This window comes from Gilliamella sp. B3022 (genome assembly GCF_028751545.1).
GTDB lineage: Bacteria > Pseudomonadota > Gammaproteobacteria > Enterobacterales > Orbaceae > Gilliamella.
This window is the reverse complement of sequence record NZ_CP071867.1, coordinates 1,694,620-1,711,881: the sequence shown is the minus strand read 5'-3', so window position 1 is coordinate 1,711,881 and position 17,262 is coordinate 1,694,620. Positions and strand designations below refer to the sequence as shown.

General features: G+C 35.5%; 15 protein-coding genes. 4 read left to right on the top strand and 11 right to left on the bottom strand.

All coding sequences use genetic code 11. The features are described 5' to 3' along the window. Positions 1–44: 44 nt before the first annotated feature. The 10 genes from J4T76_RS07735 to J4T76_RS07690 form a co-directional block, all read right to left on the bottom strand. Positions 45–713 carry an ABC transporter ATP-binding protein gene (locus tag J4T76_RS07735; protein WP_267339807.1) on the bottom strand — a complete coding sequence of 223 codons (669 nt, stop codon included), beginning with the start codon at positions 711–713 and terminating at the stop codon, positions 45–47. Next, on the bottom strand, positions 713–1,924 hold the full coding sequence (locus J4T76_RS07730; RefSeq protein ID WP_267354606.1) for an ABC transporter permease: 1,212 nt from the start codon (positions 1,922–1,924) through the stop codon (positions 713–715). The genes J4T76_RS07735 and J4T76_RS07730 overlap by 1 nt, the downstream gene beginning before the upstream one ends. Before the next feature lie 36 nt (positions 1,925–1,960). Further along, positions 1,961–2,428, bottom strand: a complete 468-nt coding sequence (locus J4T76_RS07725) for a DUF4418 family protein (protein ID WP_267339811.1) — start codon at positions 2,426–2,428, stop codon at positions 1,961–1,963. A 17-nt stretch (positions 2,429–2,445) separates the two neighbouring features. Next, entirely contained in the window at positions 2,446–3,105 is a 660-nt protein-coding gene (locus tag J4T76_RS07720) for an ABC transporter ATP-binding protein (protein ID WP_267339813.1), read from the bottom strand. Positions 3,106–3,115: 10 nt separating this feature from the next. Next, a complete protein-coding gene (locus J4T76_RS07715) occupies positions 3,116–4,258 on the bottom strand; it encodes an ABC transporter permease (RefSeq protein WP_267354605.1) in 1,143 nt (380 codons plus the stop codon). A 17-nt stretch (positions 4,259–4,275) separates the two neighbouring features. Then, positions 4,276–5,562: an ABC transporter permease gene (locus tag J4T76_RS07710; RefSeq protein WP_267339817.1), complete on the bottom strand. Its 1,287-nt coding sequence runs from the start codon at positions 5,560–5,562 to the stop codon at positions 4,276–4,278. A 21-nt stretch (positions 5,563–5,583) separates the two neighbouring features. Continuing rightward, positions 5,584–6,834: a Fe-S-containing protein gene (locus J4T76_RS07705; RefSeq protein ID WP_267345319.1), complete on the bottom strand. Its 1,251-nt coding sequence runs from the start codon at positions 6,832–6,834 to the stop codon at positions 5,584–5,586. A gap of 97 nt (positions 6,835–6,931) precedes the next feature. Beyond that, entirely contained in the window at positions 6,932–7,495 is a 564-nt protein-coding gene (locus J4T76_RS07700) for an iron transporter (RefSeq protein ID WP_267339821.1), read from the bottom strand. 210 nt (positions 7,496–7,705) lie between these two features. After that, positions 7,706–8,905 carry an FTR1 family iron permease gene (locus tag J4T76_RS07695; protein ID WP_267345321.1) on the bottom strand — a complete coding sequence of 400 codons (1,200 nt, stop codon included), beginning with the start codon at positions 8,903–8,905 and terminating at the stop codon, positions 7,706–7,708. Positions 8,906–8,921: 16 nt separating this feature from the next. After that, entirely contained in the window at positions 8,922–9,560 is a 639-nt protein-coding gene (locus J4T76_RS07690) for a nitroreductase family protein (protein WP_267339824.1), read from the bottom strand. A gap of 643 nt (positions 9,561–10,203) precedes the next feature. Here J4T76_RS07690 and J4T76_RS07685 point away from each other — a divergent pair. The 4 genes from J4T76_RS07685 to J4T76_RS07670 all read left to right on the top strand — a co-directional run bounded on the left by J4T76_RS07685 (position 10,204) and on the right by J4T76_RS07670 (position 15,174). Further along, positions 10,204–11,130 carry a TIGR01212 family radical SAM protein gene (locus J4T76_RS07685; RefSeq protein WP_267339825.1) on the top strand — a complete coding sequence of 309 codons (927 nt, stop codon included), beginning with the start codon at positions 10,204–10,206 and terminating at the stop codon, positions 11,128–11,130. A gap of 482 nt (positions 11,131–11,612) precedes the next feature. Beyond that, positions 11,613–12,734, top strand: coding sequence for a glycosyltransferase family 4 protein (locus J4T76_RS07680; protein WP_267345322.1), 1,122 nt, complete (start codon positions 11,613–11,615; stop codon positions 12,732–12,734). Beyond that, positions 12,727–13,530, top strand: a complete 804-nt coding sequence (gene rfaP / locus J4T76_RS07675; RefSeq protein WP_267339828.1) for a lipopolysaccharide core heptose(I) kinase RfaP — start codon at positions 12,727–12,729, stop codon at positions 13,528–13,530. The genes J4T76_RS07680 and rfaP overlap by 8 nt, the downstream gene beginning before the upstream one ends. A 15-nt stretch (positions 13,531–13,545) precedes the next feature. Continuing rightward, the gene (locus tag J4T76_RS07670) at positions 13,546–15,174 is read left to right on the top strand and encodes a DUF2813 domain-containing protein (RefSeq protein ID WP_267355576.1); all 1,629 of its coding nucleotides are present in this window, start codon (positions 13,546–13,548) and stop codon (positions 15,172–15,174) included. Positions 15,175–15,341: 167 nt separating this feature from the next. On the opposite strand, the gene ettA is transcribed toward J4T76_RS07670, so the two are convergent. Next, positions 15,342–17,009, bottom strand: coding sequence for an energy-dependent translational throttle protein EttA (gene ettA, locus J4T76_RS07665; RefSeq protein WP_267345326.1), 1,668 nt, complete (start codon positions 17,007–17,009; stop codon positions 15,342–15,344). Positions 17,010–17,262 lie beyond the last annotated feature (253 nt).

Sequence of the window (17,262 nt, the reverse complement as noted above, 5' to 3'; positions counted from 1 at the left end):
CAATAAGTCAGTATTCACTTAATATTAGGTGAGTGAACATTGACTTATTTATCAATCAACCGTCCTGCCGATAGGTTCATAATATTTTGGCTATAACTTGCCACATCATTATCATGAGTAACAATCAATAAAGTGGTACCTTGTTGATTAATTTCTTTTAGCAGTTGCATAATATCGTTAGAACTTTCCTCATCAAGATCACTGGTTGGTTCATCGGCAATGAGAATTTGTGGCTGGCAAATTAGTGCTCTCAATATCGCAATACGACGCATTTCACCGCCCGACATATTTGCTGGATACACATCTTGCAAATAACTGACTTTGGCTTTTTCCAATAATTTCTGTGCATAACTTAAGCTATTCTGGTTGGAACGCTTAGTTAAATAAAAGGGTAAGCGAATATTATCTATTGCAGTGAGATTAGAAAGTAAACTGCTGCCTTGAGGAATATAACCAATATGCTGATTACGAAACGCCGATACTTGTTGATCATCTAATTCAAATAGATTTACATCATTGAAGGTTACTTTTCCTTGTGTTGGTGTTAATAAACCCGCAATAATATTCAGAAGCGTGGTTTTACCACTACCGGATTTCCCCATAATGCAATTAAAATCGCCTTGTTTCATGCTAAAACTGATATTATTCACTGCTGCAAAAGTTTGCTGAGCACGTTGATAATCTTTACGCAAATTTTTAACATGCAGTTCCATTATTCCCCCTCTCTGAGCGTACTATAAGTATCAAATTTTGTCATAGATAAAGCCGAATAGATACTTGATAATGGACCAATAATTACAGTTAATGCAAATACTCCTACGGCATAGCCTATCGCATCAATAACAGAAAGATTAATGCATGGCAAACCAATGGTTTGGCAGATTAATAAACTAAATGCATATAATAATACGCCTGCTAATAAAATTCCCATTAAGCCACCTAACGCACTAATAATCAAAGATTCACGCAACAACATTTTTACCAAATCTCGACGTGACGCGCCTAAGATACGTAATAAACTGATTTCTCGCTTGCGCTCATTTAAACTTGACGAGAAAATTACAAAAATAATCACTATTGCTAATACCCAAAAAATTACCGATAAACTATATACTACTGCCGAAAAGCCATTTAACCATTTGGAAATCTTACTTAACATACCTTTAGTTATAACAAAATCGAGTTTATAGTCGATAGCATATTTTGGCATAATTTGATTCACAATATCTCTAGGCTGAAAATCGGGAGCAACTTTGATAAAAATTGAAGAAGCATAATCCGCAAAATGATCCACATCGCCTTGTACTAATCCGGCTTCTTTCATTAAGGTATGTGCCGCTTGCATCGTCATGAATACCGAAGTATCAAAGCCCATACCAGTACTGTCCATTTTAGCTGCTATTTTAAATGGATGATTGAAAAACATAACTTCATCGCCAATATTTGAGCTAATTTTCGATCCAACCACTATTTGATTATCAGTAAGAGGCTCAGCTAGTTGCGATTGTAACCAAGGTTTGATCACAAAATCACTTTGCTGATCAAAGCCAATTAGTTGCACTTTTGCAGTACAACAACCTGCGCTGAGAGAAGCGATAAATAACTGAGGTGATATTGCTTGTATTCCTTTTATGTTCTTGATTTTATCAACTAAATCAACCTTTAAATAAAAGCTACTTGGTTCACCACGTAATAAGGCTATTTCTAGATTTTTTTCGTAACCATAAGGAACAACCAAAATATCAGCGCCAAGGCGATCTGCCATACCTGAAATTCCCAAACTGAGGTTTTTCATAATGACACTGCCACCAAAAAGTGTGGCAGAAAACAACACAACAATGATAATTAAACAACAACTGCGAAATGGCCGCCGTTGAATGTTTCGCCACGCCAAATTAGCCAAAGTAATGGGTTGTTCTTGCATGTTTTTATCCTGTTTCCTAACAAAGATGGAGCATATCTAAAAAATGCTTCGTCTGGCTGCTTTATTTAGATAGAAAATATTAACAAGTGATACAATAAATAATAACACGGACAATAATACTAGCGCTGGTTTAGCGCCCATATTACAACGCATCATCTCGTTACTGCATACGCCAATTAAAATGGTTGGAATAGCCGCAGCAAATAACGAAATACAGGCGACCGCCATACTCAATCCCATTCGCAGAAAAATTTTACGACAAAATAGCATCAAGATGCCAATTGCAATAATCATACTCCCCACGCCAATCTCAGCTCTACCTGTCCAAAAGCATTTCATAATTTTTCCAACTCCCGCATGCACATGCTCTGCTTGACCATGCATGGTTGCAGTGGGTAGGTTAACTGTTTCTGGTGGGCAAACGGGTAAAATATACAGAGGAAATAAAATAAATAATATGCCAATAATGATATAAACTAATGATGAAACAATACGATTTTGCATAATTTAAAACCTTTTTGTTAATTATTAATTACTTGGGCAACCTTGCCATGTTCAAGCACAACAGTTGTTTGTGCATGTTTTGATACTTCAAGTGAGTGAGTCACAACAATAATAGTACTCCCTTCTTCGTGCAGTTGATGCAGTAAATTCATAACCATTGCTTCATTGCTTTCGTCTAAATTACCTGTAGGTTCGTCGGCTAATATTAATTTTGGATAATTGATTAAGGCTCGGGCAATACACACACGTTGCTGTTCCCCACCTGATAGCTGATTTGGCAAGTGCTTAGCGCGAGCAGCAAGACCGACCCTTTCCAATGCTTGCATGGCTTCTTTTTCATCAACCATGCTGTGATAATACTGTGCCACCATAACATTTTCCAGTGCAGTTAAATAAGACACTAAATGAAATTGTTGAAAGATAAGACCAATTTTATCACGGCGGATTTCGGTTAATTCGGGTAGAGATAATTGGGTAATGTCTTGTCCATCTAAAATGACTGATCCTAATGATGGTTTATCCATACAACCAATAATATTCATCAAGGTCGTTTTGCCACTGCCTGATGGTCCCATAATAGATAACCACTTGCTCTCTTCAACTACTAAATTCACCTCTGATAAGGCATGAAGAGAACCATAAATCTTAGATACATTATTAACTTCGAGTATATTCATACTTTACATCCTATTCGCCACGCAATACTAATGCTGGCTCAACATCTAATGCACGTTTAACGGGAATTAAACAAGCAATAACCGTCACAATTGCTGATATTAAAACGGTACTGGGTATCAAATAAAATTCAATAATGATTGAACGACCAAAAACGTTAGAACTGATCACCTGCGCAAAAATAAGCCCACAAATCACCCCAATTATCCCCCCAGCAATCCCCAAAACTAATCCCTCCGCTAAAAACTCTTTAGCGATACTTTCATTCTTAGCACCAATGGCCTTTTTAAGACCTATTTCTTTACGCCGCTCCATTACGACAGTCATCATGGTGGTAGCCACGCAAATCATGGTCAAAACTAATACTATAAAAGTCACTAAATAAAGTAATGATGACAGCTTACCTAATACTGAAGTTTCCGATTGTGTCACCCATTTAATTAAATGTGGTTCAATTGTGGCTGATTGGCTTTTAATGACTTCTATATAATGCTTTAACTCATTTTGTGATGCAGTGATACTGACTTCAACAACGTCGGCTTGATCACTCTCCTCGAAAAACTGTTCTAAATCATAAAGATCGACAAAAATAAAATTATCTTCTGCTCTACCGGTTTTAACAATACCGGTAATAGTTAACTCTTCATCAAAATGAGAACCTTGCTTAGATTTACCCGAAATTGATATTTCATGACCAACGTTTAAATTGGTAAAGTTAGCTACATCAGTACCAATCATCACTTCATGGTCTTTTTTGGGCAAACCGCCCTCAATATGCCAATAAGGACTGGTTTTAGTAATTTGATTGAAGTTTGTACCGACAATGGTATAGGGTTGCTGATTAACGCGCACATTACCATAGCGAAACGGTGTGACGCCAAGTAGTTTATCTTGTGGTAATAAGCTTACAGCTTTTTGTACATCAACCATTGACATCGTTGGTTGATTATTACCAGGTAATAATAATAAATTCGCACCATAAGAACGAAACTCCTGCCCCATCTGTCTTGGAAGATCAAAACAAAGCGTAACCATACCTAATAATACCGTTGCGCCAATCGCCACGCCTAATAATGCAATAGTAATACGTGAGCGTCGACGAATGAGCGAACTCAATACAGTTTTAATAATAAAGCGTCGATTTTTATTCATCATCATATCTACCTTTGCCCTTATCGTCCATGCAGTACTTCAGTAGGGCGTAAAAACATCATAATACGCAATGCAGGTAAACTACCTAAAAAAGTAATTAGGGCCACCATTATTAATACTAAAGGAACAATAATCATTTTAGGTTCGACAAACGAACCGAATACGGTATGACCAATAATTTGCGCAAAGCCAAGACCAATAAAGTAACCAAAAATACCACCAATTAAGGCAATAATTAAAATTTCAATTAAAATGAGCATGGCAACTGCCCCATTAGTCGCGCCGAGCGCTTTGAGTAAGCCAATTTCGGTACTGCGCTCAATCACATTTGCCGTTACTAAATTTGATATAGCTAAGGCAGAACACATCAATGATAAAACAGTTAACAATAGCATTAATAACTGAGTTTTTTGTAAAATAGAACCTTCTGAATCAGCCACTTGCATAATGGCTTTAACGCGAACATCTGGCATTAGCTCTTCTAGTTGATAAGCAATTGAACTTATATAAGCAGTACAATACCAGGTATCCCATTCGGTGCGGGATAAGCTATTAGGATCTTGCGCTGCTTTACGGGCTAATTCGTTTTCAGGAGTGGTTAATGCACTCACATCAACTCGTTCAACCAGTCCATTTTTATCAGCTAACTGCTGTGCGATAGGGAGTGGAACATATAATTGTGAATCTTCAACACCACCACTATGAAAAATATTGTGTACGGTTAAAGTTATTTTTTGTTTAGTTAATGCAGAAGTAATCTCGATACGGTCACCTAATTTTAAACTCCACTGTTTAGCCACCGACTCACCAACCATTACACCTTGCAGGTTATCATCAGTCATCTTATCGCCTTCAATTGTCCACCATGATTTCATGGCTAACATACCAGTATCGACCTCATCGCCAGTTGGTATTTTAAGGTGTTGATTAAACCAAGTTCCGACAAGTGTAATGGGTTTATTATTTAACATTGCTTGAACATTAAGATAAGGAGCAAAATCGACAATATTATATGCCCAGAAAATCATCTTAATTTTAACTAAATCTTCTTGTTTGATGTATTGTATCGTTTGTTGATGATCATTATTATCCAACTTGTACATTTCGCTTACTAATGCGGTACTTTTAGGTACAATATTTAGGTTGGCACCATACGCTTTTAATTCTTGATTGACTTTGTCACCAACATCAAACATTACATTTAACATGGCAGTGGCTAAAGAAACACCCAAAGCAACAGTAAGCGCAATTAAAAAGAGCTTCTTTTTTTGGCGTACTAACACGCTTAGTAACATTCTACGAAACATACTCTATTCCTTGGATACTCTTTATTTAAAACGACCTTTTTCGGCTTCAAGATGCGCAGGACGAATCACCATATTGCCGTCAATAATTTCATATTTAAGTGGTACTGGGTTACAACCTCCAGCAAAACCAATAGTAGCAATGTTCATTACGACATCACACAAAATGCAAACGACTTGATTACCACGTTGGTAGTAACCACTTGCGCCACAAATATCACAAGCATCAAAGCCAACACCATAGGCATTTTCGCTTTTTTTAATCACAATAAAGCGAACCAAAGTACCATCGTTTGCTTGGTAACCATAACGATGCAAATTACCATCATTGATGTGATCAAGAGGAATAACAATTAAATTGTCCGCATTGGCTACAATTGGTTCGGCAGGTGTCAGCTCTACCCCTTTTTCAAAAATATAACGCGCTCGTGTCACTGTATAAGCTGTCATAGCAACGCCAGCCATCAGCAATAATGAGGTTCTTCTATCCCGAAGTAATTGCGATTTAAGTTTGCGAATTTGTGCTGGATTGCTACCCACTAACGAGGTTGTTTTTGATTTAAAGTAGAGAATAATCGTTAACAGCGATAAGATTGACATAAAAATAAACGTGAAAAAATTGACATGACTTAAAATAAACATCACCCATTCCATCATCCATTTTTGTGAAGCAATAAATCGTCTAACAATTAAAATTTGCATAATATTAATACCATTTTGAATGGTAAAAATAATCATTAAAAGCATTGTGACTATTGTAACTATCCGATTAGATAACCTGCCACACAGTCGATAAGTAAATAAACCAATTAATACACAAATCAGTAAAGCAAAACCATATCCGACCCATTTGAACAAATATTCATTATTAAAAATAGATTCCATTCCGACAGAAAATTCAAATGGATAAAGCATTAAATTCGGTAGGTATTGTGCCGTAATTAATCCACAAGCCAGCACATATAACATTATCAATAAAACCTTAGTCAAGGTTTTATAACAAAAATTTTGCATCCAAATGCAAACTAATAAAGGTAAGGCAATAATGACCCAAGGTATAATTATACCAAGATCATAAAATTCACGGACTGCAAATCCAGTGTTACGTTTTAAAATGGCATAAATTAATGCTGCAATAAATCCTAATATGAAACCAACAGAAATAATTTTTTTTTGATGGAAGGTGTTTGATTTGGCTATTATTGCACTGAGAAGTGCAATCATAATTACAGGAATAAACGTATTGTCGGTAACTTTGATAAGATATTGAAGCATAATCATTGCCTGGTTTTTATAATATAGATCGGCGAACTTAATGCTCGCCTTAAATCATCCTAATTTAAAAAACATTATACTGCTTTTTTATAACACATTACCATGCGCGAGGGAGATAATCAAAATCCCAAGAAACTTCAATTGGTTTACTCCAGAAACGTCCTTCAACACCAGTCTCTTTGTCTACATGCAATAAATAACCTTGTTTTTCTGGATTTTCAATAATAAAGGTCACTTTATATTTACCTGCACCTTCAAGTTTAATGTTATTACCATAATGTGGACCATCTGATGCACTCATAGGCATAAAGTTACCTTCAATGGCTTTATTACTGCCTTCTTTTTGGATTTTATATTTTACGGTTAAATAAGGAACAAAACTGCCCACTCCATAACCTAATTTATTGCCTTCTGCTGCTGAAATATCAGCTTCAATATGCATGTCAGCCTTTGATGCTGGTAAACCACCAATACCAGCTGGCTCCATATCAACAGGTTGGAAATATACTGCACCAATATGTAATGGACCAACTGTCACTTCGTCACCGATTGGAAATTCTTCAAAACCTTTTTGTTCACCTGGTGCAGGTGCCGCAGCATGAGCAAATGAAGATAATGCACATATTGATGAAATACCCACGGCTATAAATAATTTTTTCATTGGAGACTCCTTTACAATTTAAATAGTAGTTTAACAATCTTATTGATCAGTTTTAGCTACTTTTGATTAACTATCTGTTATTACTCTTTGATAACAGCACTATCACTTTCAGTACATTCTTTGTTTTGTCAAAACAAGGTTACTAAAATAGTCTGTTACTTTTCCACCTTTGTGATTTAATCGTTAAACCTTAACAAGAAAAATTTTTATCTATTGCTCTTTCTGATTATTTTTACTTTTTTTGTAGTACATCACTGACAGTACCACAATAAGTACCATAATTACCTGTGGTATCAATGTCTCGACAGTTGGATAGATACCTAAAATTTCTACCGAATGTACAAAATCAACGGGTGTAACAGGGATAATATCAGCTTCCTGTAACTCTTTTACACCACCGCCAGCAAAAGCTACCGCCATCACATACATTAGCATGCTTGTGCAAATAAAAAATGGTTTAAGTGGTAATCTCACTGCTCCAAAGCGAATGACAATAAAGATAATTGATAAAATGATTGTTCCTACACACAGACCATACCACACCATATCCATATGTTCTTTGGCATCCGCTAACATGGCTTGATAAAAGATAATGGTTTCAGCACCTTCCCTAAATACGGCTAAAAATGCAGCAAATCCTAAGGCAAAACTACTGCCAGTCGTCACCGCTGTTTGGACTTTACCTTCTACATAGCTTTTCCAAGCTTCCGCTTCAGATTTTGAAACCATCCAGTTACTGATAAATAACAGGACAACAGTAGCTAATAACATGGCACCACCTTCCATAATTTCTTGGTTAGCACCGCTTAAACCAACAACAGTATGCAAGGCAATTGCTGCAAGAATGCTAGCAAAAATGGCTACTAATGAGCTAACATACACCACCTTCAACATTGGTTTATTATTAGTACGCACTAAATAGGCAGAAATGGCTGCAATCACCAATATGGCTTCTAAACCTTCACGGAAGATAATGATGAAAGAAGCAAGAAAGACACTCAAACCACTCTCTTTTTTACCATCTAATTCGTTTGCATCTTCATGTAACATTTTTAAAATTACATCGATTTCAGCACGAACTGTTTTATTCGGTGCGCCGTTGGTCATTAATCGCTTAATTTTAGCAAATTGATATTCAGTATCTGTTCCACGCTTTCCTGAAATATAAGACATTACCGCTCGTTCAACGCCATGCTTTTCATAAAAACCAAAATAGGCATTATTAACTCGAGCCTTAGCTCGTTCGACGTCTTTTATGAAATAGATATCATAGGCATCATTTAAGATTACATCCATTTCATCAATAATTTCGTTCCAGCTTTTGTATTGTTTTTCTTTGGCATAAGATGAGGGTACAAAAGCAACCAAGCTAGCAATAAGCAGTAAAGCTAGCGTAAAAAACTTTTTCATAACGTCCTTTACCTTTTTACTTACCTAACAAAATCATACTTAACGGTACATCATCCTTTGGCAATTGTAATGCTTGGCTTATTGCTTCTGATTTAATGGAATGAATATAACGAGCACTTAATTTTAAAGCCGCCGCTGCTAAATACACATTTTGGCTCATAGCACCAACTGCGGTATAACTAAAGTTAGTGATTTCCTCTGGTGTAATATCAGTTAATGCACCTGCATCTAACACAAAGATCAACGAATAAGCTGCACGTTTAGTAAAACTTTGCTGACCAATATCACCACGGATATCTTGATTATTGATTTCGTGCAGGTAATGACCTTCCCATTCATATAAAAAAGTGCCCTTTTCACTTGCAACATAAATGCGCACATAAGGAGCTTTGCCTTTTGCCATCGGTACTGTCCAACCTGACTTACCACGGTTTAATCCGCTAGCAGCCCAAAGTACTGTAGATAATTCATCAACTGTAACTTGCTCTGAAGGAAATCCACCGCCTGGGGTAGATGCGCGTTTTTTAAGACTTTCAAACAGGCTCATTCCATCTTTAGTTTGTGGTGTCGGTAAAGTAATATCGGCATAACAAAATGATAAAGAAAACAATAATAAAAATAGAACGGCAACGGTCTTCCGTAAACCCCAAGGCATAGCACACCTCTGACCTTTTGGTAATAATGTGGTGATATCTTATTGCTAATGATCATAATTATCAATATCAAATAATAATAATTATCATTTTGAAACAAAATTAAACTGATTATAATTATGAATAATAATCAAACCAATTATCGTTATCGAACATACTCAAATCTCAGCTTTATAGCATTTATTAGCTAGTTATAAAAATACTAATCAAAACAAATTCAATAAAAAAATGCACTAGAAAGTTAATAAAGGTTAATGTTAATATTTAATTATAAAACAGATAGTTATAACCATAATCTCTTTATGTACCGGAATAAACCATTGCAGTTCAAAACGGAAATAGAAACTAAGAAAATGTTTCCAATACATACACGGAGTTTTCTTTTGAGTAAAATTCATTCATCTTTTTCAAAAAGTTTCAGATTATACCTATGTTTCAGTATAAAGACATCGAAAATTCACCTAATCAATTTAGAAATAAAATTATTTAATAACAATATGTTAATAAGATACATAATAATAATTAATAATTAATGCTTTAGTACTTTTACTAAAACAGAAGCAGTAGTGAAAGTAATGTTTTGTCAGTTCTTGATGTTCATTAGTTATCTTCGTACAATAAACAAAATTTTTGTTTTGGTTTGTTATGCAATTACATTTAGTGATTAATACGTTTGGATCCGATTTGCAGCGCCGTTATGGAGAAAAAATCTATAAATTGACGTTACATGGTGGATTTAGTTGCCCAAATCGTGATGGTACTCTTGGTGTTGGTGGTTGCACTTTTTGTAATGTGGCGTCAATTATCGATGAATCTATCCAAGTCAAATCAATTTCGCAGCAGCTTGCCACACAAGCGCATCAAATGAAAAAATCGAAGCGCTACCTTGCCTACTTTCAAGCTTATACCAGTACTTATGCTGAGGTTGAAATTCTTAAAAATATGTATCAAGAAGCACTCAATAGTGCTGATATTGTCGGTCTTTGTGTTGGTACACGTCCAGATTGTGTACCTAAAGAAGCATTAAACTTACTTGCTCATTATCAAGATCAAGGATACGAAGTTTGGTTAGAACTGGGTTTGCAAACCGCTAATGATCAAACATTACACCATATTAATCGTGGGCATACCTATGACGATTATTACCAAACAGTACAAAAAGCTCGCCAACTGGGGATTAAAGTTTGTACACATTTAATTATTGGTCTACCGAAGGAAACCAAACAAGATAATTTATTTACGTTAGAACAAGTATTAAATTGTGGTGTGGATGGCTTAAAACTGCACCCGTTGCATATTGTTGATGGTAGTATTATGGCCAAGGCATGGCGCGCTGGACGTCTTGATGTGTTGTCATTAGAAGAATATGTAGATATTGCTGGTGATATTATCAGGCAAACTCCAGCGAATATTTTATATCATCGAATTTCAGCCAATGCCAGAAAGCCAACTTTACTTGCCCCTGATTGGTGTGAAAACCATTGGCAATCGATGAATGCCGTCGATCATAATTTACGTCAATTTGGCGTGCAAGGTAGCGCCATCGGTGATAATTATTGTTTTAAATCATAGGATGATTTAATGGATAGCATTCAAATAGTAAATCATGCATAAAATGATTTACTAATCATCCTATCTTGATATTAATGAATGAATTGTAAAATATTTTTCAACGGATTATCAGCAAACTGTAGATGGTAAAACAATGGGCTTGAGTGAACTTGCTGCCCATTTGCAATTATTGCGTAGTGTGGTCAAACAATGCTTCGGCAGTTAGAATTCCTCTTTTAAATTGGTTGGTATGAATAAAAAATAGAGAAATTGAGACTATGATGTCAATAATTGAATATTAAAATATCTGATAAAGCCTTTTTCAAAGGAAAAATTATTCAACTAATTTAAAGGGGTCAATAAGTTGGTTACGATTCAAATGATTTTATACGTAAAAACTCATTTGTATTAACCGTCATAATAAACTTGACTCTTAAAATCAAACTTTGCGCAACAATCAATACTAAGTATATAATATCCCTTTATTACTCGAGGCAATTTGCATGCAATTAGCTTTTTGTATCTATAAATATTTTCCCTATGGCGGTTTGCAACGTGATTTTTTGCAAATTGCTAAAGCCTGTCATGATCGAGGTCATAAAATTCGTGTTTATGTAATGGAGTGGAAAGGCGATATACCTGACGAATTTGAAGTTATATTGGTTGCCAAAAAAGGCCTTTCAAACCATAGCCGAAATCAAGCTTATTACAATTGGGTTAGGGATCATCTTAAGTCTAATCCAGTCGATTGTATTATTGGTTTTAACAAAATGCCCGGCTTAGATGTCTATTTTGCTGGTGATACTTGTTTTGCCGAAAAATCTGCACACAAAGGTTTTTTTTATAAACAATCCAAACGTTATAAACACTATTTAACATTTGAACAAGCTGTTTTTAATCAAACCTCAACCACTAAAATCATGGTGTTAACAAAACAACAAATTCATGATTTCAAAAATTATTATCATACTCAAGATGAACGCTTTTATTTATTACCACCAGGAATTGCTCTAAATCGCAAATACAATGTTTATGCCCCAATAAAGCGTGAACAATTTCGACAAAAGAATCAAATAAGCCAGGATGATTTTGTAATAGTACAAATTGGTTCAGACTTTAAACGTAAAGGAGTTGATCGTTCATTAAAATCCATTGCTGCTTTACCTAATGAATTAAAACAGAAAGTTACCTACTTGGTTGTTGGACAAGATAAACCTGAACCCTATCAAAAATTGGCTCAAGAATTAAATATTACAAAACATGTACGATTCTTTTCAGGTCGCGATGATATTGCGGATTTTTTATTTTCAGCCGATCTTTTACTTCATCCAGCCAGACAAGAAGCTGCAGGTATGGTATTGATTGAAGCATTAGTAGCAGGTGTACCTGTAATGGTTTCGGGTATTTCTGGCTATGCTTTTCACATTAGCCAGGCTAATGCTGGTATTGTATTAACTGAACCTTATCATCAAAATGATTTAGATCAAGCGTTAATTCAGTCAATCAATAATAAAGAGCAATGGCTGAGTTGGCATAAAAATGCCATTGCCTATAGTAATAATGAAGATTTATATCACCTAGCACAGCGAGCAGCAGACATTATTTTAGGATGTCATCATGAATGAGATTAAACTTAAATCACCCTTTAAGCAGTTATGGCAAAAAAAAGATCCCTTTACTGAGGTTGAACGAATTTCAGGTAAAATCTTTCGTGCAGTCAAACAACGTAAAACTTTAAACTTTCAATTAAAAGGTAAATCATATTTTATAAAAATTCACCGTGGTACAACAATTAAAGAGATTGTAAAAAATCTAATTGCGCTACGTTTACCTGTTTTAGATGCTAAACAAGAATGGGATGCCATTCATCGTTTAGAACAAGCTGGTGTAGATACGATGAATGGTCGCGCATTTGGACGAAAAGGTTTGAATCCACTCACACGTCACTCTTTTATTATTACCGAAGATCTTAACCCTACCATGAGTTTAGAAGATTTTACTAAACCATGGTCTACTCAGCCTCCGAATTATCATTTAAAACGTTCATTGATTGTTAATTTAGCAAATATGACCGCTAAAATGCATGCTGCTGGGGTTAATCATCGTGACTGCTATTTATGTCATTTTTTGCTAGATTTACCGTTATATGAAAACCATCAGCATATTAAATTATCAGTAATTGATTTACATCGAGCCCAAACTCGTAATAAAGTCCCTACGCGTTGGCGCGATAAAGATCTAATTGGACTTTATTTTTCATCAAATCATATAGGCTTAACGGATCGGGATATTTGGCGATTTCTGAAAATTTATTTTAATAAGCCACTTAAAACAATTTTACACGATGAAAATGAATTGATTACAAGTGCACAACAAAAAGCAGAACGTATTGGTCATCGGACAAAGAAGTATCAACTGTAACAATAAGGAAATACTATGTTTATTGAGAAAATTGATATTACAGGATTTCGAGGTATAAGCCAGTTATCTTTGAAATTTAACGCAAGTTCAAGCGTACTAATCGGCGAAAACCGTTGGGGACGCTCTAGTTTAATTAGTGCGCTGTCGTTATTATCCCTAAACAATAAGTTTTATCAATTTGTTGACACTGACTTTTATCACGACCAAAATCATGTTTATGGTGATAGCATAAGCATCAAAATTACTTATTGTGAATCGGCCTTAAATGAGCTAGATAATCAAGCTTATCATTCATTAATCCCTGTTAGCTTGTATTCAGAACAAGATAAGTTGCGTCGTATTACATACCATATTAGCGCCGATAAACAAGGTGATGATATTATGAGTCAGCATTTGTTGATTGATGCAAAAGATAAACCATTTGATATTGAAGATCCTAAATTATTGATTGCTCAATTAATCGAATTAAACCCAGTAATGGCGCTAAAAAATACAATTAACAGTAATGATTTACCCATTACTAATCAACCACTGTCACAATATTTTGTTGAGAAACTGTCTACTCAATTAAAAAAACATTCTTCACAATTAAGTCAAAATGAATTACAACGTGGTTTGCAGGCTGCTCGAGCACTTTTGGAGTATTATTTTGTGGATCAGCAGCATCGTTATCACTATAAACAAGTTGCTAAAAAAACGAGCCCACGCAGTGAAGACTGGGATTCGCTTGAACATATCAATAATATTTTAGATGATTTAGATGATGATTACTTACGTACAACTTTGTTGGGGGTATTTGGTTCAATTATTAGTGCCAAAGGTAATAGCACCTTATCAGAAAGTTCAGTACCAATTTTAATATTAGAAGAGCCAGAAAGCCAAATTCACCCAATCATTTTATCGGTTGGATTTCGATTACTTAAACATCTACCGACTCAAAAAATTATTACTTCTAATTCAAGTGATTTAGTATCACTTTTTCCATTAGATAGTATATTTCGCTTGATTCGTCTGCCCAGTAAAATTATTGCTAAATACATTGAGCCATATTCTTTTGGAGCGGATGATAGTCGTCGCATTTTGTTTCATATTTTCTATCGACGTGCCAGTGCCATATTTGCTCGTTGTTGGCTATTGGTGGAAGGTGAAACTGAAGTTTGGTTATTACGAGAACTGGCAGAACAAAGTAATTATCATTTAAGTTCGGAAGGTATACAGTTAATCGAATTTGCCCAATGCGGTTTAAAACCGTTGATAAAGTACGCAAATAGAATGGGCATTCATTGGTATGTAATAACCGATGGTGATATAGCAGGTAAAAAATATGCCGATACCGTAAAATCGCTCTGCCCTGAAGGCAAAGATTTAAGTGATTATTTAACCGTATTGCCTGCTCGAGATATTGAAAATTTTTTATTTAAACATGGATTTAGCGATGTTTATAAATTAGCGGCGTATAATACCGTACAATATATTGATATGCCTATATCTAAAATTATTCAAAAAGCTATCCATCGAAGTTCTAAACCGGATTTAGCCATTGCTATTTGTGATAACGCAAAATCCCGTGGTGTAAGTGCTATACCTAATTTGTTAATGGATACATTTGCTAAAATTGTCAAAGCATCAAAAGATTTAGCTTAAGCGTTTATTAAATAAGTATTATTAAATAGATTAGTTAAAAAATATGGTAAATAATTGCTTGGATAACAGTTCAAAACATAGTGGTTATGTCCCGTTATTTTTTTATTTATTGATTTTCCGCCGAATCATTATCGGCGGATAAGCTTTATTAATAAAAGTATTAGCAATTATTTAGTGATACGCTTGTACTTCGCGCGTTTTGGCTCAACAGCATCTGCTCCTAAAGTACGTTTTTTCCATTCTTCATATTCAGTGAAGTTTCCTTCAAAAAACTCAACATGCCCTTCGTCTTGGTAATCCAAAATATGAGTTGCAATACGATCAAGGAACCAGCGGTCGTGCGAAATCACTAAGGCGCAACCAGGAAACTCTAATAACGCATTTTCAAGCGCACGCAATGTCTCAACATCTAGGTCATTGGTCGGTTCATCAAGCAATAACACATTACCACCAACTTGTAATAATTTGGCTAAATGTACCCGACCGCGCTCACCACCTGAAAGTTCACCAACGCGTTTTTGTTGATCAACGCCTTTAAAATTAAAGCGACCGACATAAGCACGACTTGGAATTTCGAAATTGCCAATGCGCATAATATCTTGTCCGTTGGATATTTCATCCCATACGGTCTTTTTATCATCCATGCTATCTCGGAATTGATCAACCGATGCTAATTGCACAGTATCACCTAAGTTAATAGTACCTGAATCCGGTTGTTCTTTACCTGACAACATTCTAAACAGGGTTGATTTACCCGCCCCATTTGGGCCAATGATTCCCACAATTGCCCCTTTTGGAATGGTGAATGAAAGATTATCAATCAGTAAGCGATCACCATAAGATTTACTTAAATTACTTACTTCGATAACTTTGTCACCTAAACGTTGCCCAGGTGGAATAAAAAGTTCGTTTGTTTCGTTACGTTTTTGATAATCATTACTGTTTAGCTCTTCAAATCTTGCTAAACGGGCTTTACTTTTCGCTTGACGACCCTTTGGATTTTGCCTTACCCATTCAAGCTCTTTTTCAATCGATTTACGACGTGCAGATTCGGTTGCCGCTTCTTGTGCTAAGCGTTGATCTTTTTGTTCAAGCCAAGATGAGTAGTTGCCTTCCCATGGAATACCTTCACCACGGTCAAGCTCTAAAATCCATCCCGCAACATTATCCAAGAAGTAACGGTCATGGGTTACGGCAACAACTGTTCCTTCATAATCATGCAGAAAACGTTCCAGCCAAGCAACCGACTCAGCGTCAAGATGGTTGGTAGGTTCATCAATTAATAACATATCTGGTTTTTCAAGTAATAACTGACAAATAGCAACGCGACGACGCTCCCCACCGGATAAATTTTCAATTTTCGCATCCCAATCGGGTAAACGTAAGGCATCGGCAGCACGCTCTAATTGGTTATCTAAATTATGTGCATCTTGTGATTGAATAATTGCTTCAAGTTCTGCTTGTTCTTTGGCTAATTTATCAAAATCTGCATCAGGATCAGCGTAGGCTGCATAAACTTCATCTAACCGAGCGAGCGCTTTTTTGGCTTCACCAACCGCCTGTTCAATCGCCTCTCGTACAGTTTGCTTAGGATCAAGCTTGGGCTCTTGAGGTAAATAACCAATTTTAATATCAGGTTGTGGACGAGCTTCGCCTTCAATCTCGGTATCCACTCCGGCCATGATACGTAATAAAGTGGATTTACCTGCACCATTTAAACCTAGCACTCCAATTTTGGCACCCGGAAAAAAACTTAAAGAGATATCTTTTAATATATAGCGTTTAGGGGGAACAATCTTCCCTACGCGGTTCATGGTATAAACATATTGTGCCATAAAACATCATCCGTTTAATTAATTAAAACTAGCAATCGAATCGAATTGCTATGTGATTGATGGCATATATTGTAATGATTCTATCTGTATGGTCTAGGGTTATTTATGAATTATGATGTAAATTAAGAAAATAGTTATCCAGTAGGTGATCTTTAATAGACTAATTAATATATCACCATCCAAAAAGCAGTTATTTAATTCCATTAGATATAAAATATTGGCTTGGAGCTTATCAGTAAAAATATTGAGAATT